The following is a 19,367-nucleotide window of genomic DNA, read 5'->3' on the forward strand; positions in this document are numbered from 1 at the left end:
GTCGAAGCTCTTTTCGATGCCCTCAATGCCCTGACCGTCAATGTTGGTAAAGCCGATCAGATGTGCAGTGACCTGACCGGCTGGATAGTAACGACGCGACTCTTCGCGCAGGTAAATGCCGGGCAGCTTGAGTTTTTTGACGTATTCGCCAATCGCTGGGTTCACCTGGCGCGCCAGATAGATAAAGCGCCCTTTGGGATTGGCATTCACGCGCGCGGCGAGTTGATCAAGTGGGATAGATAAGGCATCTGAAAGGGCTTTCCAGCGGCTGTCGAGTGACACACCGCCATGTTCCATCAGCTCTTTAGGATCGGCCCAGATGGCATTCACTGGCACGCTAACGGCCAATGGACGGCCAGCACGATCGCTGATCATGCCACGTGCAGTGGGAACAGATTGAACACGCAGCGAACGCAAATCCCCTTCTTTGACCAGCTTATCAGGGCTGATGACCTGTAACCACGCCACGCGTGACAGCAATCCGCCCAAAGCCAGTAAAATACAGCCGCACAGCAACGCAAAACGCCAGCTTATAAAGCTGGCCTTATCTTCCTGTTTTTTTAACTTCAGCGTTTTGCCTGCGCCGCTCATTGAGGTCTGCGATTCCTTATTTATCTCTGCACCACGATATTTTCCTGAGAAGGATCAACATGCTGCATCTGCAGCTTATCGGTTGCTATTCGCTCAACCCGGCTATGATCGCCGAGCGCATTCTCTTCCAAAATCAGGTTACGCCACTCGATATCGAGCGCATCACGTTCTAACACCAACTGTTCGCGCTGCGCCGTTAACAGGCGCGTTTTGTGCGTGGTGGTCACCACCAACACCGAGGACACAAGTACTGCAATCAGCAGCAACACCGGGATCTTGCCGAATCGCAGCAGGTCACCGCCGATGACGCCGGGCAGGCTGTGTCGCTCGTTGCCAATCATGTCGCGGTCCTCTCAGCAATACGCAGTACCGAACTGCGTGCGCGTGGGTTCTCGTTGACTTCCGCTTCACCCGGAATCAGCTTGCCTAAGGTTTTCAATTCACGTCCACCTAGCGCTTTAAGCTGGCTGTCGGTCATTGGGATACCCGCTGGAACTTGCGGGCCTCGGCTCTGATCGCGCATAAAACGCTTCACCAAACGGTCTTCCAGCGAATGGAAGCTGATAACCGATAACCGCCCGCCAGGTGCCAGCACCGACATTGCCCCTTTCAGTGCAGTATCGATCTCTTCCAGTTCGCTGTTGATCCAGATACGAATCGCCTGGAAGGTGCGCGTGGCCGGATGTTTAAACTTGTCCTTCACCGGCATCGCAGCAGCGATCACGGTGGCTAACTCTTTGGTGCGCGTCATTGGCTGTTCACGATTACGCTCGACGATGGCGCGTGCGATACGTTTGCCAAATTTCTCTTCACCGTAGGTCTTGATGACGAAGGCGATATCGGCTTCCTCGGCGTTCATCAGCCACTCTGCTGCAGACTGGCCCCGTGTCGGGTCCATACGCATATCCAGTGGCCCATCACGCATAAACGAGAAACCGCGCTCTGCGTCATCCAACTGCGGTGATGACACGCCAAGATCGAGCAATACGCCATCGATCTTGCCGGTGAGACCACGCGCTTCGACATACTCTGCCAGCGCCGAAAAGGGTCCGTGCACGATCGAAAAACGTGGATCCTGAATTTCAGCTGCAGCGGCTATGGCTTGCGGATCGCGATCGATCGCCAGTAACTGCCCCTTCTCGCCCAGTTGCGAAAGGATCAGACGTGAGTGACCGCCGCGCCCAAAAGTGCCGTCAATGTAAATGCCGTCGTCCCTGATATTGAGGCCGTTAACCGCCTCATCCAGTAGCACTGTGGTGTGTTTAAAATTATCCTGCATAGCTATAGCGACAAGTCCTGCAACCGCTCAGATAAAGGCTCCTGAGCCGACTGTTCTGCGTCAATATCGTCCTTAACTTGTTGATACCAGGTCTGTTCATCCCACAGCTCAAACTTATTGAACTGTCCAACCAGCATCACTTCTTTGGTCAGGCTCGCATGTTGCCGTAGCGTATTCGCCAGCAACAAACGACCTGCATTATCCATCTGGCATTCACTCGCATGTCCTAACAGCAGTCGCTGCACGCGACGCTCAATCGGATTCATGCTGGATAAGCGCGCCAGTTTTTTCTCGATGATTTCCCATTCGGGCAGGGTATAAAGCAACAGACATGGCTGGTGGAGGTCAATGGTGCACACCATTTGCCCCTGAGACTCCGCGACAAGCAATTCACGATAGCGTGTTGGTACCGCCAATCGGCCTTTGCCGTCGAGATTGACTAACGTTGCTCCTCGGAACATGTCAGTCCTACCCCCCAATCACCCGTTTTCACCACTTTATCCCACTTTTTACCACGAAACGAGTTTACGGAGCCTATGAAATCCTTGTCAAGCCGCAACGACAAGTGAATATCACTCTTTACAAGGGTGAGAATTATTTAGTGGAGGGAAATTTAGGGGAATGAATGGCAAAATAAAAAATTAACCTGATGAATAATGGAATAAAAATTTTCACGATTTGAAAAATGGCGAAAAATAAAGCGTTTTAATCGCAAAAGATAATTATCCCGGGATATGCGACAGCGGCTGCATTTTAGGGGATTTCTGAAAGGAAGCCCAGCACCATCGCGCCAGCTCTGCTACGCGTCACTGCTGAAGATGTAAACAAATAAGAAAATTCAGCGCAGTTAATTCGTTAGGGAAAGTGGTGACTATTTACGCTTTTTTACCCCAGTCCTATGGCAGAAAAATATCTGAATGATTAATAAGTGCGGGCAGCCATCTGCCCGCGATTTCATTTCGTACGTCGGCTTAATTGACCACGGCGGAATAAATTGCGGCGAATACGGGTTAATCCCGGCTTCGGTTTGCGCGGTTCATCCAGCGAGGCCAAAACTAATTCCAGCACGCGCTCGGCGACATCGCGATGACGCTGCCCCACCGCCAGTACCGGGCACTCTAAAAAGTCCAGTAATTCGTGGTCGCCAAAGGTGGCGATAGCCAGGTCAGTGGGCAGGCGGCCATCCCGCTTTAGGGTAATGTCCATCACGCCCTGAAGCAGACCGAATGAGGTGGTAAACAACGCATCCGGCATCGGATGATCTTCGAGGTATTTCTCGAATAGTGTGGCAGCCGCAGTGCGATCAAAGCTGTTGCAGTAGAGGTAATCCACCGTGCGTTCATCGTCTTTCCACGCATCGCGGAAGCCCATTTCACGCAGGAAACTGACTGAAAGCTCAGGCAAGGCCCCAAGGAACAGCACGTTTTTCACCGGAAGCTGACGCAATTCAGCCGCCAGAGCATGCGCATCGTCCTGATCGGCACCGACCACACTGGTGAAGTGTTCACGATCCAGCGCACGGTCCAGCGCGATAATCGGCAGCGGATCGTTGATCCAGCGCTGATAAAACGGGTGTTCTGGCGGCAACGAGGTCGAAACGATGATCGCATCCACCTGGCGCTGCAGCAGATGTTCAATACAGCGCATTTCATTGTCAGGCTGATCTTCCGAGCAGGCAATCAGCAGCTGATAGCCACGTTGACGTGCCTGGCGCTCCAGATAATTGGCAATGCGCGTGTAACTGGTGTTCTCAAGATCCGGGATCACCAGACCAATTGAACGCGTACGTCCGGCGCGCAGGCCTGCCGCAACAGCATTGGGGTGATAATTATGTTCACGCACCACCGCCATCACTTTTTCGACGGTTTTGTCGCTGACACGATACTGCCGCGCTTTGCCATTGATAACGTAGCTGGCCGTGGTGCGCGACACGCCCGCCAGGCGCGCAATTTCATCCAGTTTCACGATGACACCTTAATTCTGATAAGCCAGGGCTGGGCAAATGTCCGCAGAGTAGCTATGGGTAAAACATTTGTAACATCTAACCGCAGAACACTACGCTGAGCAACCGCTTTTATCGGGCAGCACTCACAAGCGCATTAAATAAAAAAAACCCGGCATTACGCCGGGTTAGCTTGGAAGCAGGATGATAACTCTGCGGAATTAACGCATCACACGATCGCCACGTGACACGCCCACAATCCCTGATCGCGCCACTTCAACGATCTCAGCAACATCGCGTACCGTGTTGAGGAAGGCGTCGAGTTTATCGCTGGTGCCTGCCAGCTGAACCGTGTACAGCGTTGGCGTCACATCGATAATCTGGCCACGGAAAATTTCCGCGCTGCGCTTCACTTCTTCGCGGCCATACCCGCTTGCCTGAATCTTCACCAGCATGATTTCACGTTCAACGTAAGCACCCTGCCCTAGCTCGCTGACACGTAACACGTCCACCAGCTTGTGCAGTTGCTTTTCAATCTGCTCCAGCACTTTTTCATCGCCGACTGTCTGAATGGTCATGCGCGACAGTGTTGGATCGTCGGTTGGCGCAACGGTCAGGCTTTCGATGTTGTAGCCGCGCTGCGAGAACAAACCCACTACGCGAGACAATGCGCCGGATTCATTTTCCAGCAGTACCGATAACACACGACGCATAATTAAGTCCTCTCCGTTTTGCTCAGCCACATCTCATCCATCGAACCGCCGCGAATCTGCATCGGGTAAACGTGCTCGCTGCCGTCGATATTCACATCAACAAACACCAGACGCCCTTTCGCCAGGGTATCCAATGCCAGCTGCAGCTTCTCTTCCAGCTCAGCGGGGTGCGCGATGGAAATACCCACGTGTCCGTAGGCTTCGGCTAAACGCACAAAGTCAGGCAGAGATTGCATGTAGGATTGCGAGTGGCGGCCGGAATAAATCATATCCTGCCACTGTTTCACCATACCGAGGAAACCGTTGTTGAGGTTCAGCACCAGCACCGGTAAATCGTACTGCAGTGCCGTCGACAGCTCCTGGATGTTCATCTGAATACTGCCATCACCGGTCACGCAGATGACGGTTTCATCCGGCAGCGCCATTTTCACCCCCAGCGCAGCCGGTAAGCCGAAGCCCATGGTGCCAAGGCCACCGGAGTTGATCCAGCGACGCGGCTTATCAAACTGATAATAGAGCGCGGCGAACATCTGATGCTGGCCGACATCAGAGGTAACGTACGCATCCCCCTTAGTCAGACGCCAGATGGTTTCGATCACCGCCTGCGGTTTGATCTTGTCGCTGGTGCGATCAAATTCAAGGCACTTACGGCTACGCCAGCCATCAATGGTCTGCCACCAGTCGCGCAGGCTATCCAGCTCTTGCTTCGCATCGCTTTGCGCCAGCAGTTCCAGCATCTGCGACAACGTCTGCTTCGCATCACCGACAATCGGGATATCGGCGCTGACGGTCTTGGAAATCGAGGTCGGATCGACGTCGATATGCATGATGGTGGCGTTCGGGCAATATTTCGCCAGGTTGTTGGTAGTACGGTCATCGAAGCGCACACCAATGCCGAAAATCAAATCGGCATTGTGCATGGTCATATTGGCTTCGTAAGTCCCGTGCATACCCAGCATGCCTACACTCTGGCGATGCGTGCCAGGGAACACGCCGAGGCCCATCAGTGACATGGTGACCGGAATATTCAGCTGTTCAGCTAACTGCAGCAGCTCCGCCTCACAGCCGGACATAATCGCACCGCCACCGGCATAAATTACCGGCTTATGTGCGGCCAGTAGCGTTTGCAGTGCACGCTTAATCTGTCCTTTATGCCCCTGAATCGTTGGGTTATAAGAACGCATGCTGACCGACTCAGGATAGACGTACGGCAGTTTATTCGCTGGGTTGAGAATATCTTTTGGCAGGTCGATCACCACCGGGCCTGGGCGACCGCTTGCTGCCAGCCAGAAGGCTTTTTTCAGCACGGTTGGGATCTCTTCCGCGTTTTTCACCAGGAAGCTGTGTTTGACCACCGGACGGGAAATCCCGACCATGTCGCACTCCTGAAACGCATCGTAGCCGATCAGTGAAGACGGCACCTGACCCGACAGAATCACCATCGGAATCGAATCCATATAGGCCGTCGCAATACCGGTAATGGCATTGGTGGCGCCTGGACCTGAGGTGACCAGCACCACGCCGACTTCGCCGGTCGCGCGTGCCAGACCATCTGCCATATGCACAGCGCCTTGCTCGTGACGCACTAATACGTGGTCAATTCCACCGACCGTTTGCAGCGCATCGTAAATGTCGAGCACTGCTCCGCCCGGATAGCCGAATACCTGCTTAACGCCCTGATCGATTAACGAACGGACGACCATTTCGGCTCCTGACAACATCTCCATTTTCTGCCTCCAGGCTTGAGGAACCGGATCCCGTGACGCGCATTGCCCCTGCGCCACTGACACCCAGCCCCGTATTCGCCAGTTAAGATCAAAACCTTATGTTTATGCTCAGATGACAGAATTCATTTCTGCCTTCCAGGTACAGGGAATCTACTTGAGTTGATTCTTTTAAGAGTAGGTCGATTACCATAACCGCAGAAAACCCGGCCTGCAAACGACAGGAGGCTGCGACAGGCTTATTTCGGCACAAAAGGCACTGACACGTGATAATCGCTCGCGAGGATTAAACTAATGCCATCCCACAACCACAGATGAAAATGCTGGTTTCATGATTATTTGCAGCGTGTTCTAAGAAATATGATTTTCATATTGCCTGGCCGGTTAGCCCACAATTTTTCCTGAATATTACTTTCTGGCGTGATTAACTTCAAAATCCGCTTCTTGCATGACATTGTGCTAAGCAACCCGCAAAATCTTGTTTTTATGATTGAACCAAAACCCCGATTAAACATATTAAATTCAATAACTTAAAATTAATTCGTTTTTATAAAAAATTTTTTAGGCTGTTTAAGCCATTATGCATGCAGCTAATTAATGCCAAAGCTCTGTGTAGCGGGATATTCGCAGCAGATCGCCCTTAACCGACAAAAGAAATACCCTTTCACTTAGGGTTGACTTCCCACAGCAATCCCAGTATCAATATGTGCAGCACAAAATTTACGAGGTTTGATTCATGTTCCATTCTTTCCGCCTACTCGGTCTACTACTAAACGCATTCAGTTTGCGCGGTAGACTTGTGGGTGGAATCAATCACTGATTCGAACCTGAAGAAGTTTAAAGAACCCGCGCCGATGCGCGGGTTTTTTTATGCTCGTTACACCGGCGAAGTTGAGTTAAAGCAAAAGGAAGATGACCATGAGCCAGCAAGTTATTATTTTCGATACCACTCTGCGCGACGGCGAGCAGGCATTACAGGCCAGCCTGAGTGTTAAAGAAAAACTGCAGATCGCCCTGGCGCTGGAGCGTATGGGCGTGGATGTAATGGAAGTCGGTTTCCCTATCTCTTCGCCAGGCGATTTCGAATCGGTGCAAACCATCGCGCGCTCGGTGAAAAACAGCCGCGTTGCTGCCCTGGCTCGCTGCGTGGATAAGGATATTGATGCCGCCTACGAGGCTTTGCGTGTGGCTGAAGCATTCCGCATTCATACTTTCCTCGCCACTTCGCCAATGCATATCGCCACCAAATTGCGCAGTACCTTGCCAGATGTGATTGACCGCGCGGTAGCCTCTATTAAACGTGCCCGCAACTATACCGATGACGTTGAGTTTTCTTGCGAAGACGGTGGCCGTACGCCTATCGACGATCTGTGCCGCGTAGTGGAAGCCGCGATCAACGCCGGCGCGACCACCATCAACATCCCGGATACGGTTGGTTACACCTTGCCGCACGAGTACGCCAACATCTTCAGCCAGTTGCGCGAACGCGTACCGAACATCGATAAAGCTATCTTGTCTGTTCACACCCATGATGATTTGGGCATGGCAACCGGCAATGCCGTAGCAGCGGTGTTAGCAGGTGCGCGTCAGGTTGAAGGCACCATCAATGGCCTGGGCGAACGTGCCGGTAACTGTGCGTTGGAAGAAGTGATTATGGCGATTAAAACCCGTCAGCAGATCATGAACCTGCACACCAATATCCATCATCAGGAAATATACCGCACCAGCCAGTTGATCAGCCAAATCTGCAACATGCCGATTCCAGCCAACAAAGCGATTGTGGGTACGGGTGCGTTTGCTCACTCCTCTGGTATTCACCAGGATGGCGTGTTGAAGAACCGCGAAAACTACGAAATCCTGACGCCAGAATCGATCGGCTTACACAAAATTCAGTTGAACCTGACTTCACGCTCTGGCCGTGCTGCGGTGAAACATCGCATGGAAGAGATGGGCTACAAAGATTCCGACTACAACGTCGATGCTCTGTACGATGCCTTCCTGAAGCTGGCCGACAAGAAAGGCCAGGTATTTGATTACGATTTGGAAGCGCTGGCGTTCATCAACAAACAGAATGAAGAGCCAGAATATTTCCAGCTGAACGAATTCAATGTGCAGACCGGTTCCAGCGTCACTGCCACCGCGTCGGTGCAGTTGGGCTGTGGCGAAGAGACCAAAGCCGATGCCGCGACCGGTAACGGCCCGGTGGATGCCGTATATCAGGCCATCAACCGCATCACCGGCTTTGAAGCAGAATTGGTGAACTACAAGTTGACCGCGAAAGGCCACGGCGAGAACGCGCTGGGCCAGGTTGATATCGTGGTGAACTACAACGGTCGTAAATTCCATGGCGTTGGCCTGGCGACTGATATCGTCGAATCTTCTGCTAAAGCGATGGTGAACGCCCTGAACAACATCTGGCGCGCCAAACAGGTAGAAAAAGAATTGCAGCGTAAATTTAAAGATCAGAAGGAAACGGTGTAACTATGACTCAGTCTTATCATATTGCGGTAATGCCAGGCGACGGAATCGGCCCGGAAGTGATGGCGCAGGCTATCAAGGTTCTCGACGCAATTCGCGCGCGCTTCGACATGCGTATCACCACAAGCGAATATGATGTTGGCGGTATCGCCATCGATCGTCACGGTGAACCGCTGCCGCCTGCCACCGTTGCCGGTGCAGAGCAAGCGAATGCGATTCTGTTCGGCTCTGTCGGTGGTCCAAAATGGGAACACCTGCCGCCAGCGGGTCAGCCTGAGCGTGGTGCACTGTTGCCACTGCGTAAGCACTTTAAGTTGTTCAGCAACCTGCGCCCCGCTTCCTTATATAAAGGCCTGGAAGCGTTTTGCCCACTGCGCAGCGACATCGCCGCACGCGGTTTCGACATCCTCTGCGTGCGTGAATTAACCGGCGGCATCTACTTTGGTCAGCCGAAAGGACGCGAAGGTAGCGGTCCACATGAGCGTGCATTTGATACCGAGGTGTATCACCGTTTCGAGATCGAGCGTATTGCACGCAACGCCTTTGAAGCCGCACGCAAGCGTCGTAACAAAGTGACGTCAGTGGATAAAGCCAACGTGCTGCAGACCTCAGTGATGTGGCGTGAAATCGTTAATGAAGTGGCAAAAGATTACCCGGATGTGCAGTTGAGCCACATGTACATCGATAATGCCACCATGCAGTTGATTAAAGATCCATCACAGTTTGACGTGCTGCTCTGTTCTAACCTGTTCGGTGACATCCTGTCAGACGAATGCGCGATGATCACCGGTTCCATGGGCATGCTGCCTTCTGCCAGCATGAATGAAGAAGGTTTCGGTCTGTATGAGCCTGCGGGCGGTTCTGCGCCCGATATAGCCGGTCAGAACATTGCCAACCCAATTGCTCAGATTCTCTCGTTGTCTCTGCTGTTGCGCTTCAGCCTGAATGCCGCTGAAGCTGCAGACAGTATCGAGCGTGCGGTCAGCCGTGCGCTGGAAGCGGGCCATCGTACCCGCGATTTAGCCGGTAACGGCCCAGCTGTGAGCACAGATGAAATGGGCAGCATCATTGCTGGTTTCATCGCTGAGGAAAAATAATAAAATGAAAAGCTTATACCAGAAGTTATTTGATGCACATGTCGTCCACGAAGCACCAAACGAAACCCCGTTACTGTACATCGATCGCCATCTGATCCATGAAGTGACGTCACCGCAGGCCTTCGATGGCCTGCGCGCTCACGGCCGCAAAGTGCGCCAGCCGTCGAAGACGTTCGCCACCATGGACCACAACGTTTCTACCCAGACCAAAGACATTAACGCGTCGGGTGAGATGGCGCGTATTCAGATGCAAGAGCTGATCAAGAACTGTGCTGAGTTCGGCATTCAGCTGTATGACCTGAATCACCCGTTCCAGGGTATCGTGCACGTGATCGGGCCTGAACAAGGGATGACGCTGCCAGGCATGACCATCGTCTGCGGCGATTCCCACACCGCGACCCACGGCGCATTCGGTTCGCTGGCATTCGGTATCGGCACCTCCGAAGTTGAGCATGTGTTTGCCACGCAGACCCTGAAACAGGGCCGTGCCAAAACCATGAAGATTGAAGTGCTGGGCGAAGCGGCGCCGGGCATTACGGCAAAAGATATCGTGTTGGCGATTATTGGTAAAACCGGCAGCGCCGGCGGTACTGGTCACGTGGTGGAATTCTGTGGCCCGGCGATTGAAGCGCTGAGCATGGAAGGCCGTATGACGTTGTGCAACATGGCGATTGAGATGGGTGCCAAAGCGGGCCTGGTCGCGCCGGATGAAACCACTTTCGCTTATCTGAAAGACAAGCAGTTCGCACCGAAGGGCGAGCAGTGGGATGAAGCCGTCGCCTACTGGCGTACGATGAAGTCCGACAGCGATGCCAAATTCGACACCATTGTCACCCTGAACGCGGCCGATATCGCGCCGCAGGTCACCTGGGGCACCAACCCAGGCCAGGTGATGGCGGTGGATCAGGCGATCCCTAACCCGCAATCCTTTGCCGATCCGGTTGAGCGTGCTTCTGCCGAGAAAGCGTTGGCTTACATGGATTTGCAGCCGGGTATTAAACTGACTGAAGTCGCTATCGACAAAGTCTTTATCGGCTCCTGCACCAACTCACGAATTGAAGATTTGCGCGCTGCGGCAGCCATCGCTAAAGGCCGCAAAGTCGCACCAGGCGTTGTTGCCATGGTCGTCCCTGGCTCAGGCCCAGTGAAGGCACAAGCCGAAGCCGAAGGTCTGGACAAAATCTTCCTGGAAGCGGGTTTTGAATGGCGTCTGCCGGGTTGCTCCATGTGTCTGGCGATGAACAATGACCGTCTGAACCCAGGCGAGCGTTGTGCCTCCACCAGTAACCGTAACTTTGAAGGTCGTCAGGGCCGTGGCGGTCGCACTCACTTAGTGAGCCCGGCGATGGCTGCAGCGGCGGCAGTAACCGGTCGTTTTGCCGACATTCGTGAATTGACTCAGGGAGCTTAAGCCATGGCGAACAAATTTACCCAACACACCGGAATTGTGGCGCCACTGGATGCGGCGAACGTCGATACCGATGCCATCATTCCAAAACAGTTCCTGCAGAAAGTGACGCGCACCGGTTTTGGCGCGCACCTGTTCCACGACTGGCGTTTTGAAGATGATGCGGGCACCGTGCCAACCCCAGGTTTCGTGCTGAACAAGCCGGAATTTAAAGGCACCAGCATCTTGCTGGCGCGTGAAAACTTTGGCTGCGGCTCATCACGTGAGCACGCCCCATGGGCACTGACCGATTTCGGTTTTCACGTGGTGATTGCGCCAAGCTTCGCGGATATTTTCTATGGCAACAGCTTTAACAACCAGCTGCTGCCAGTGAAGTTGAGCGATGAAGAAGTGGATGAGATGTTCAAACTGGTGGCCGCGCAGCCAGGCGTGACCTTTACCGTGGATCTGGAAGCGCAGACCGTGACGGCCGGTGATAAGTCTTACAGCTTTGAAATCGACAGCTTCCGCCGTCACTGCATGATCAATGGCCTCGACAGCATTGGTTTGACGCTGCAACACGAAGCGTCCATCTCCAACTACGAGACCAGTCAGCCAGCGTTCCTGCGTTAATGCCCTATTCGGTGCGCTTCAATGCGTATCGAATAGATTCACCCTGAATGTTTATAAAGTCGCCTTTGCGGGCGACTTTATATTTATCGGGCATCACGTACGCGCGACGCCAGCCCCAACGCCACAAGCGCCATCGCTAATGCCAGCCAATACACCGACTCATGGCCAAAGCGCTCGCTCAGCGTGCCCTGTATCAATCCTGCAATAATCAAACCGGTCGATATCGAGGTGGTAAACATGGTGGTCGCTGCGCCCGCGCGTCCCGGCATCAAATCCTGGAACCACAGCATGCCAATTCCCGCGACGATGCCGATAAACGCCGCGTTGAACAGCTGAAGCACCATCAATGCCGTGCGCGACTGGAACAACACCAGTCCGAGATAGAACAGAATCGCCGCCACCAGCGCTAACAGCACCAACTTGCGCTTACCAAAGCGCTTCGCGTAGTGTCCGGCCAGCAGCATGATAGGAATCTCCAACCCTGCCGCCGTCCCCATCAATAATCCCGCCAGTTTTTCCGGCAACCCCAATGTGGAGCTGATATACAGCGGCATATCGATGATATACATGGTGTTGCACGCCCACATCACCACCGAGGCGATAAACAGCATTCGCACCTGGCTATCTTTCCACGGACTGAGCTGGGTCAGCACCTGCTCTGGCGTCGCGGCCACGCGCGGCACTGAAGGCAGAGTGCGCCAAATCAGCAGCATACTGAGCAGGAAAATCGCCGCCGCCACGCAGAACAGCGTCACGAAGCCATAGTTAAGCGCTAAGGCGAACGACAGCGGCGGGCCTATCACCCATGCCAGCGACAGCTGCGCACGCATCACCGAGCTGAACATCACCACTTCACGCGCCGACTGATCGGCATACTCACGTGCCAGCGCAAAGATCTGCGGAATCGCCACGCTGGCCAGCGCCGACAGCAACACGCCCACACTGATCAACGTCAGGTAATGACGATTAAAGGCGAATAGCAGCGCATTCAGTACCGCCATCAGGCAGCAAAACAGGATCAGATTACGACGATCGCCACGGTTATCCGAGCGCTTCGCCATTAGCAGGCTAATCACAATCCCGGCAATCGCGTTAATGGTAAAAAACAGACCGACCCAAAACGGGCGCACCTGCACTTCGCGCGTCAAAAACAAACTGAGCGTCGGCGCCTGTAGAGCACCGGCGACGCCGGTCATAAACGACACCGCCATAAAAGAGAGATAAACCGGGTTAAGACGACGCTGGCGCGTTAACAGCGATTTCATGCAGAAATCCCTTTGCGGAGAAATGAGGCTAAGACAAAGAGGGTAGAAGATTTCACAGCAAAACGAAAAAAGCCAGCAGAGAAAACGCTGCTGGCGGTGAAATGCACCCTACTCAGAAAAGGCTCCACGTCGGCGGAACCGCTGGCAGAGCGCCATTCATTGCTGAATGCCTCCCGCTCTTCCATTGCCTGGCAGTATGCCTCTAATATGGGGCAGGAAAAACTGAGCGATTCTGAGAAGGAGTTCCCCTTTTATGTCCTCTGCGCGACTGCAACAGCAGTTCATCCGCCTGTGGCAAAGCTGCCAGGGTGTGGATCAGGAAACCACCTTAAGCGATCTGGCTGAACGACTGCACTGCTCGCGCCGCCACATGCGTAATCTGCTGAATGCCATGCAGGATGCGGGCTGGCTGATTTGGCAGGCAGAAGCCGGGCGCGGTAAGCGTTCGACTCTGAGCTTCAATTACACCGGCCTGGCACTCCAGCAGCAGCGCGCCGAGGATCTACTGGAGCAGGACCGCATAGAGCAGTTGGTGCAACTGGTCGGCGATAAGAATCAGGTGCGGCAGATGATTGCGGCCCATCTCGGACGTAGTTTCCGCCAGGGCAAGCACATCCTGCGCGTGCTCTATTACCGTCCGCTGCCCAATCTGCTGCCGGGCTCGCCGCTGCGTCGTTCGGAAACCCATCTGGCGCGACAAATCTTTAACGGCCTGACGCGGATAAATGAGGAAAAGGGGGAAATCGAAGCGGATATCGCCCATCACTGGCAGCAAACCTCCCCACTCCACTGGCGCTTCTTTTTACGTCCCGCAATTCGTTTCCATCACGGACGTGAACTGGAGATGGAAGACGTTATCGCCTCGCTGGATCGCGTACGCAGTCAGCCACTATTCTCGCATATCGACAAACTGCACTCTCCCGCGCCCTGGACGCTGGATATTCATCTGACGCAGCCCGATAGCTGGTTGCCTTGGCTGCTGGCCAGCGTCAGCGCGATGATCCTGCCGCGCGAATGGCCGACGTTGCGCCATTTTGCCCGTCAACCCATCGGCACCGGTCCTTACAGCGTGGTACGCAACCAGCAGACGCAGCTGAAAATCGCCGCCTTTGATGACTATTTTGGCTATCGCGCGCTGATTGATGACGTGTCGATTTGGGTGCTGCCGGAAATCAGCGACGAGCTGGTGTATGCCGGCGTGAAGCTGCAGGGGGAAACCGCCGATGAGAAATCCGAAGAGAGCCGTCTGGAAGAAGGTTGCTATTTCCTGCTGTTCGACCAGCGCTCAGAGCGTGGTAAGGATGCCCATTTTCGACGCTGGGTGAGCTATCTGCTCAACCCGATTGCCCTGCTCAACCATGCGGGTGTGGGCTATCAGCGCTACTGGTTCCCTGCATACGGTTTCTTACCGCGCTGGCATCATCGCCGCGATCTCACCCCAGCCGAAAAGCCCGATGGACTCACGCAACTGACCATCAGCTGGTACAGCCATCATGTTGAGCATGAAGGGATTGCTAACGCCCTGCGCCCGCTGCTGGCTGAACAGGGCGTTGAGCTGATTACGCGCGAGCTGAGCTACGAAGAGTGGTTCGAAGGTGAAGGAGAGAGTGACATCTGGCTCGGCAGCGTCAACTTCACTCTGCCGCTCGACTACGCACTGTTTGCGCAGCTCTACGAATTGCCGCTCATGCATCACTGCGTTCCGATTGACTGGCACGCAGATGCACAACAGTGGCGACAGAAAGCCTTGCCTCTGGCCGAGTGGAGCAAACAGTTGGTGAACAGCGACTTTGTTCATCCGCTCTTCCATCACTGGTTACTGCTGGAAGGCCAGCGCAGTATGCGCGGTGTGCGGCTCAACACGCTCGGCTGGTTTGACTTTAAATCGGCCTGGTTTGCACCACCGGAGCTGTGACACTTTCGCGCTGTAACAGAAGTGTCTAAAATAAGCCGTTCTCAACGGGGTGCCCTGGTATTGGGCTGAGAGAAACCCGTCGAACCTGATCCGGCTCATACCGGCGTAGGGATTTGAGATGAGCGATAACTCAGATCCTTTGCGGCTCAACCTTATCTTCTCCTCAAGGAGCGCAAAGTGTTAAACAAAGTCTTGCCCGTGTTGCTGTTGGTCTCCGCCCCGGTGTTGGCTGCCAAGCCTGTTCTCACCGTTTACACTTATGACTCATTTTCTGCAGAGTGGGGACCCGGTCCCGCCGTCAAAAAAGCCTTTGAGGCCGAATGCGGCTGCGAACTGAACTATGTGGCGCTGGAAGATGGCGTGTCATTGCTCAACCGCGTGCGGATGGAAGGCAAAAACAGCAAAGCCGATGTGGTGCTGGGCCTCGATAACAACCTCGTGCAAGCCGCCGAAAAAACCGGCCTGTTCGCGAAAAGCACCGTCAACACCAGTAAATTGCAACTGCCTGATAGCTGGCATAACGACACCTTCGTTCCGTTCGATTACGGCTACTTCGCCTTCGTCTACGATAAAAACAAGCTGAAGAACCCACCGAAGAGCCTAAAAGAATTGGTCGAAAGCCCGGAAAAGTGGCGTGTGATCTATGAAGATCCACGCACCAGCACACCGGGATTAGGCCTGCTGCTGTGGATGCAAAAAGTGTATGGCGATAAAGCACCTGACGCCTGGCAGAAGCTGGCACAGAAAACGGTCACCGTCACTAAGGGCTGGAGCGAAGCCTATGGCCTGTTCCTGAAAGGCGAAGGCGATCTGGTGCTGAGTTACACCACCTCTCCGGCATATCACATCATCGAAGAGAAGAAAGATAACTACGCCGCTGCGCCGTTTAGCGAAGGCCATTATCTGCAAGTGGAAGTGGCTGCACAGCTCGCTAGCAGCAAACAGCCCAAACTGGCGCAGCAGTTTATGCAATTTATGGTGTCGCCAGCTTTCCAGAAGACCATTCCGACTGGCAACTGGATGTATCCGGTGATCAAAAGCGATCTGCCTGCCGGTTATCAGTCGCTCACCGTGCCGGCGAATGCGCTGCAATATAGCTCAGCCGAAGTGGCCGATCATCGCGCGGACTGGATTCGCACCTGGCAACAAGCCGTTAGCCGTTAATGCCAGCCTGGTTAATTCCTGGAAGTGCCGTTGCGCTGCTATTGTGCGCAGTGGCACTGCTGGCGTTTGGCGCCTTAGTGATGGCGGCGCCGGTCACTGACTGGCGCGCCCTGCTGTCAGACAGTTATCTGCACCACGTCCTGGCCTTCTCGTTTGAGCAGGCGCTTTTATCTGCCCTGCTCTCGGTGCTGCCGTCGATTCTGCTGGCACGTGCGTTGTATCGTCGCCGCTTTCCGGGACGTAATCTGCTGCTGCGCCTGTGTGCCATGACGCTGGTATTGCCGGTTTTAGTGGCCGTATTTGGTTTGCTCAGTGTTTACGGTCGCAGCGGCTGGCTGGCTCACCTCTGCAGCCTGACTGGCATTGATTACACCTTCTCGCCCTATGGCTTGCAGGGCATTTTACTGGCACATGTGTTCTTCAATCTGCCGCTCGCCACCCGCATGCTGTTACAGGCGCTGGAAAGTATTCCCGGCGAGCAGCGTCAGTTAGCCGCCCAGCTTGGCCTGCGCGGCTGGAATCTGTTTCGTTTAGTCGAATGGCCATGGCTGCGACGCCAGATTCTGCCCACCGCAGCCCTGATTTTTATGCTGTGCTTCGCCAGCTTTGCCACGGTACTGGCATTAGGCGGAGGACCGCGTGCCACCACGCTGGAACTGGCCATCTACCAGGCGCTGAGTTTTGATTACGATCCCAGCCGTGCGGCGCTACTGGCACTGTTACAACTCGGATGCTGTTTGCTGCTGGTGCTGCTCAGCCAACGTTTCAGTAAAGCCATCCCTACCGGCAGCCAAAATATTCGTGGCTGGCGTGATCCGCAGGATTGCTGGCATGCCCGGATCGGCGACACGCTACTGATTGTCTGTGCGCTACTGCTGTTGCTGCCGCCGCTCGCTGCGGTGATCGTTGATGGCTTGCGCGGTGGTGTTGCAGGTGCCCTGCAACAGCCCGCGTTATGGCAAGCGACCTTCACTTCACTGCGCATCGCCATCGGCGCCGGATTGCTGTGCGTGGTGCTGACCATCATGTTGCTATGGAGCAGTCGCGAGCTGCGTCAGCGTCAGCGCAACGTGGCGGCACAGGCAATGGAGCTAAGCGGTATGCTGATCCTGGCGATGCCCGGTATCGTGCTGGCCAGCGGCTTTTTCCTGCTGTTCAACGCCACCATCGGCCTGCCGCAGCGCGCCGATGGCTTAGTGATTTTCACCAATGCGCTGATTGCCATCCCTTATGCGATGAAGGTACTGGAGAACCCGATGCGCGATATCAGCGCTCGCTACACCCCGCTCTGCGCATCACTGGGCATTGCTGGTATTAATCGCCTGAAACTGATTGAACTGCGCGCGCTGAAGCGGCCCATTGCACAAGCGCTGGCGTTTGCCTGCGTGCTGTCGATTGGCGATTTCGGCGTGGTGGCCCTGTTTGGCAGCGCCGATTTCCGTACGCTGCCGTTCTATCTGTTCCAGCAAATTGGCGCTTACCGCGGCGCAGACGGTGCCGTAACTGCACTGCTACTGTTATTGCTGTGCCTGTGGCTCTTTACTCTGATGGAAAAACTGCCGGGTCGTCATGCTGACACTGAATAATCTCACTTACCTTTACCAGCATCTGCCAATGCGCTTCCGTTTTGAAGCCCAGGCGGGTGAACGTCTGGCAATCCTTGGTCCCAGCGGCGCAGGCAAAAGCACCTTGCTCAGTCTGATCGGCGGTTTTTTGCCAGTGAGCCAGGGAACCCTAATGATGAATGGCGTCGATCACACGCGCAGCGTGCCGTCGGCGCGACCAGTGTCGATGCTGTTCCAGGAGAACAATCTCTTCCCGCACCTGACGGTGCAACAAAATATGGGGTTAGGTTTGCATCCGGGCCTGAAACTGACGCGGGAACAGCAACAACAGTTGGCCACCATCGCTGAGCAGACCGGGTTAGCGGAGATGCTGAACCGCTTGCCCGTCGAGCTTTCCGGCGGTCAACGCCAGCGCGTGGCCTTAGCGCGTTGCCTGCTGCGCGATCGGCCAATCCTGTTGCTCGATGAGCCCTTCTCTGCGCTCGATCCGGCGCTTCGCGGTGAGATGCTGCAACTGGTGCGTACGGTGTGTGAAAGCCGCAATATCACGCTGCTGATGGTGTCGCACAGCCTGGAAGATGCCCAGCAAATTGCACCGCGCAGTCTGGTGGTGGTCGATGGTCGGATTTACTGGGATGGCCGCACCGCGAGCTTGATCAGTGGAGAGAGTGAAGCGGCGGCCATCCTTGGCGTGAAAAAGCCTTAAGCGAAGAACACCTTCCACAACAGATGGCGGAAGATGGGCATCATCGGGTGATACTGAATAGCGATAAATGCCGCCACGCCGATAGCCGCCGCCAGCGGTGCCAGCCAGCGTAAGCGCGCCTGCGGCAGATATTTCGTCGCCCAATCAGTGGTTTTGCCACTGCGCCACCAACGCCACATCAGCCAGAATCCCATCCACACCAGCAACGCCACCAGCAACAGCAGCCACTTAAAATTGCCGCCTTGCGCGGCCTGCGGCACATCAATCGCCACACCGGCGAGGATACCCGGCATCAGATAAGCCGGCGGCCAGAGAATACAGCCAATCAGGTTGGGCGGCAGGAACTTGCGCACCGGCAGCTCCAGCATGCCCGCCGCCAGTGGAATTAACGGACGCGTCGGGCCGACGAAGCGCCCCACCAGAATGGTAAACATGCTGTGTTCATGCAGCGCGTGCTCAGTTTTATCCAGCAGGCCCTGATACTTTTTCAGATATTTCCAGCGGTGTAATGGCCCCTGAAACTTCCAGCCGATGCCATACGAGACCCAATCACCAATCAGGCAACCGGCAAAACCCGCCGCCCAGGCAGGATAAAGGCCAATCTGTCCGCTGCCCACCAGCGCCCCAAGGCTGGCCATTAATACGGTTCCTGGCAACAGCAATCCCACGAACGCCAGTGACTCAAGGAAGGTCACCAGCGCCACGGCCATCAGCGCGTACTCCAGCGATTGCGAAAACAGATGTTGAATCCAGGCTTCCATAACTATCCTCTGCGGAATATAGAGGCTGGATTGTCCGGAGCCAGCGCCAAACCGTCAAGGCAAGAATTGTAGGACGATGTTGACAGAGTACTGACAATGTCGCCACACACAGGCACTGTATAAACATCCATGATATACTTCAGGCAA

The 19,367-nt window shown here is 54.7% G+C and carries 17 protein-coding genes, 1 pseudogene and 1 riboswitch; of the genes and pseudogenes, 9 read left to right on the forward strand and 9 right to left on the reverse strand.

The genetic code is table 11. The annotated features are described in order from the left end of the window. From H7A81_RS07075 to ilvI, 7 genes and pseudogenes are all read right to left on the reverse strand, one after another. Positions 1–591, reverse strand: a pseudogene (locus H7A81_RS07075) (peptidoglycan glycosyltransferase FtsI); the annotation flags it as partial. Positions 592–611: 20 nt separating this feature from the next. Then, a complete protein-coding gene (ftsL, locus tag H7A81_RS07080; RefSeq protein WP_034825986.1) occupies positions 612–932 on the reverse strand; it encodes a cell division protein FtsL in 321 nt (106 codons plus the stop codon). After that, entirely contained in the window at positions 929–1,870 is a 942-nt protein-coding gene (gene rsmH / locus H7A81_RS07085) for a 16S rRNA (cytosine(1402)-N(4))-methyltransferase RsmH (protein ID WP_182057095.1), read from the reverse strand. Before rsmH ends, ftsL begins: the two co-directional genes overlap by 4 nt. Positions 1,871–1,872: 2 nt before the next feature. Beyond that, on the reverse strand, positions 1,873–2,331 hold the full coding sequence (gene mraZ, locus H7A81_RS07090; protein ID WP_034825993.1) for a division/cell wall cluster transcriptional repressor MraZ: 459 nt from the start codon (positions 2,329–2,331) through the stop codon (positions 1,873–1,875). Between the two features lie 493 nt (positions 2,332–2,824). After that, on the reverse strand, positions 2,825–3,835 hold the full coding sequence (gene cra / locus H7A81_RS07095; RefSeq protein WP_097118335.1) for a catabolite repressor/activator: 1,011 nt from the start codon (positions 3,833–3,835) through the stop codon (positions 2,825–2,827). Between the two features lie 198 nt (positions 3,836–4,033). After that, on the reverse strand, positions 4,034–4,525 hold the full coding sequence (gene ilvN / locus H7A81_RS07100) for an acetolactate synthase small subunit (RefSeq protein WP_034825997.1): 492 nt from the start codon (positions 4,523–4,525) through the stop codon (positions 4,034–4,036). Between the two features lie 2 nt (positions 4,526–4,527). After that, positions 4,528–6,252: an acetolactate synthase 3 large subunit gene (gene ilvI / locus H7A81_RS07105; protein WP_034825999.1), complete on the reverse strand. Its 1,725-nt coding sequence runs from the start codon at positions 6,250–6,252 to the stop codon at positions 4,528–4,530. A 733-nt stretch (positions 6,253–6,985) separates the two neighbouring features. On the opposite strand from ilvI, the gene leuL reads away from it, so the two are divergent. From leuL to leuD, 5 genes are all read left to right on the forward strand, one after another. Further along, entirely contained in the window at positions 6,986–7,069 is an 84-nt protein-coding gene (gene leuL, locus H7A81_RS27965; protein ID WP_101749442.1) for a leu operon leader peptide, read from the forward strand. 98 nt (positions 7,070–7,167) lie between these two features. Next, positions 7,168–8,730 (forward strand): 2-isopropylmalate synthase, encoded by a 1,563-nt coding sequence (leuA, locus tag H7A81_RS07115; protein ID WP_034826001.1) that lies wholly within the window; start codon positions 7,168–7,170, stop codon positions 8,728–8,730. Positions 8,731–8,732: 2 nt separating this feature from the next. Then, positions 8,733–9,824: a 3-isopropylmalate dehydrogenase gene (gene leuB / locus H7A81_RS07120; RefSeq protein WP_058960908.1), complete on the forward strand. Its 1,092-nt coding sequence runs from the start codon at positions 8,733–8,735 to the stop codon at positions 9,822–9,824. A 4-nt stretch (positions 9,825–9,828) separates the two neighbouring features. Then, a complete protein-coding gene (leuC, locus tag H7A81_RS07125) occupies positions 9,829–11,235 on the forward strand; it encodes a 3-isopropylmalate dehydratase large subunit (RefSeq protein WP_058960909.1) in 1,407 nt (468 codons plus the stop codon). A 3-nt stretch (positions 11,236–11,238) separates the two neighbouring features. After that, positions 11,239–11,844, forward strand: coding sequence for a 3-isopropylmalate dehydratase small subunit (gene leuD / locus H7A81_RS07130; protein ID WP_182057096.1), 606 nt, complete (start codon positions 11,239–11,241; stop codon positions 11,842–11,844). Positions 11,845–11,927: 83 nt separating this feature from the next. On the opposite strand, the gene H7A81_RS07135 is transcribed toward leuD, so the two are convergent. Next, the gene (locus tag H7A81_RS07135) at positions 11,928–13,109 is read right to left on the reverse strand and encodes an MFS transporter (RefSeq protein WP_182057097.1); all 1,182 of its coding nucleotides are present in this window, start codon (positions 13,107–13,109) and stop codon (positions 11,928–11,930) included. A gap of 253 nt (positions 13,110–13,362) precedes the next feature. Here H7A81_RS07135 and sgrR point away from each other — a divergent pair, with 253 nt between their 5' ends. From sgrR to thiQ, 4 genes are all read left to right on the forward strand, one after another. Continuing rightward, positions 13,363–15,024, forward strand: a complete 1,662-nt coding sequence (gene sgrR / locus H7A81_RS07140) for an HTH-type transcriptional regulator SgrR (protein WP_182057098.1) — start codon at positions 13,363–13,365, stop codon at positions 15,022–15,024. A 35-nt stretch (positions 15,025–15,059) separates the two neighbouring features. After that, positions 15,060–15,154: riboswitch (TPP riboswitch) on the forward strand. 47 nt (positions 15,155–15,201) lie between these two features. Beyond that, complete coding sequence (thiB, locus tag H7A81_RS07145) at positions 15,202–16,188, forward strand: thiamine ABC transporter substrate binding subunit (protein WP_182057099.1); 987 nt, start codon at positions 15,202–15,204, stop codon at positions 16,186–16,188. Further along, positions 16,188–17,774 carry a thiamine/thiamine pyrophosphate ABC transporter permease ThiP gene (thiP, locus tag H7A81_RS07150; protein WP_182057100.1) on the forward strand — a complete coding sequence of 529 codons (1,587 nt, stop codon included), beginning with the start codon at positions 16,188–16,190 and terminating at the stop codon, positions 17,772–17,774. The genes thiB and thiP overlap by 1 nt, the downstream gene beginning before the upstream one ends. Further along, on the forward strand, positions 17,758–18,459 hold the full coding sequence (gene thiQ, locus H7A81_RS07155) for a thiamine ABC transporter ATP-binding protein ThiQ (protein ID WP_182057101.1): 702 nt from the start codon (positions 17,758–17,760) through the stop codon (positions 18,457–18,459). Before thiP ends, thiQ begins: the two co-directional genes overlap by 17 nt. On the opposite strand, the gene H7A81_RS07160 is transcribed toward thiQ, so the two are convergent. After that, a complete protein-coding gene (locus tag H7A81_RS07160) occupies positions 18,456–19,220 on the reverse strand; it encodes a DedA family protein (RefSeq protein ID WP_166934030.1) in 765 nt (254 codons plus the stop codon). The genes thiQ and H7A81_RS07160 overlap by 4 nt on opposite strands. Between the last annotated feature and the right edge of the window lie 147 nt (positions 19,221–19,367).

The organism is Pantoea sp. ME81 (assembly GCF_903970985.1).
Lineage (GTDB): Bacteria > Pseudomonadota > Gammaproteobacteria > Enterobacterales > Enterobacteriaceae > Pantoea > Pantoea communis.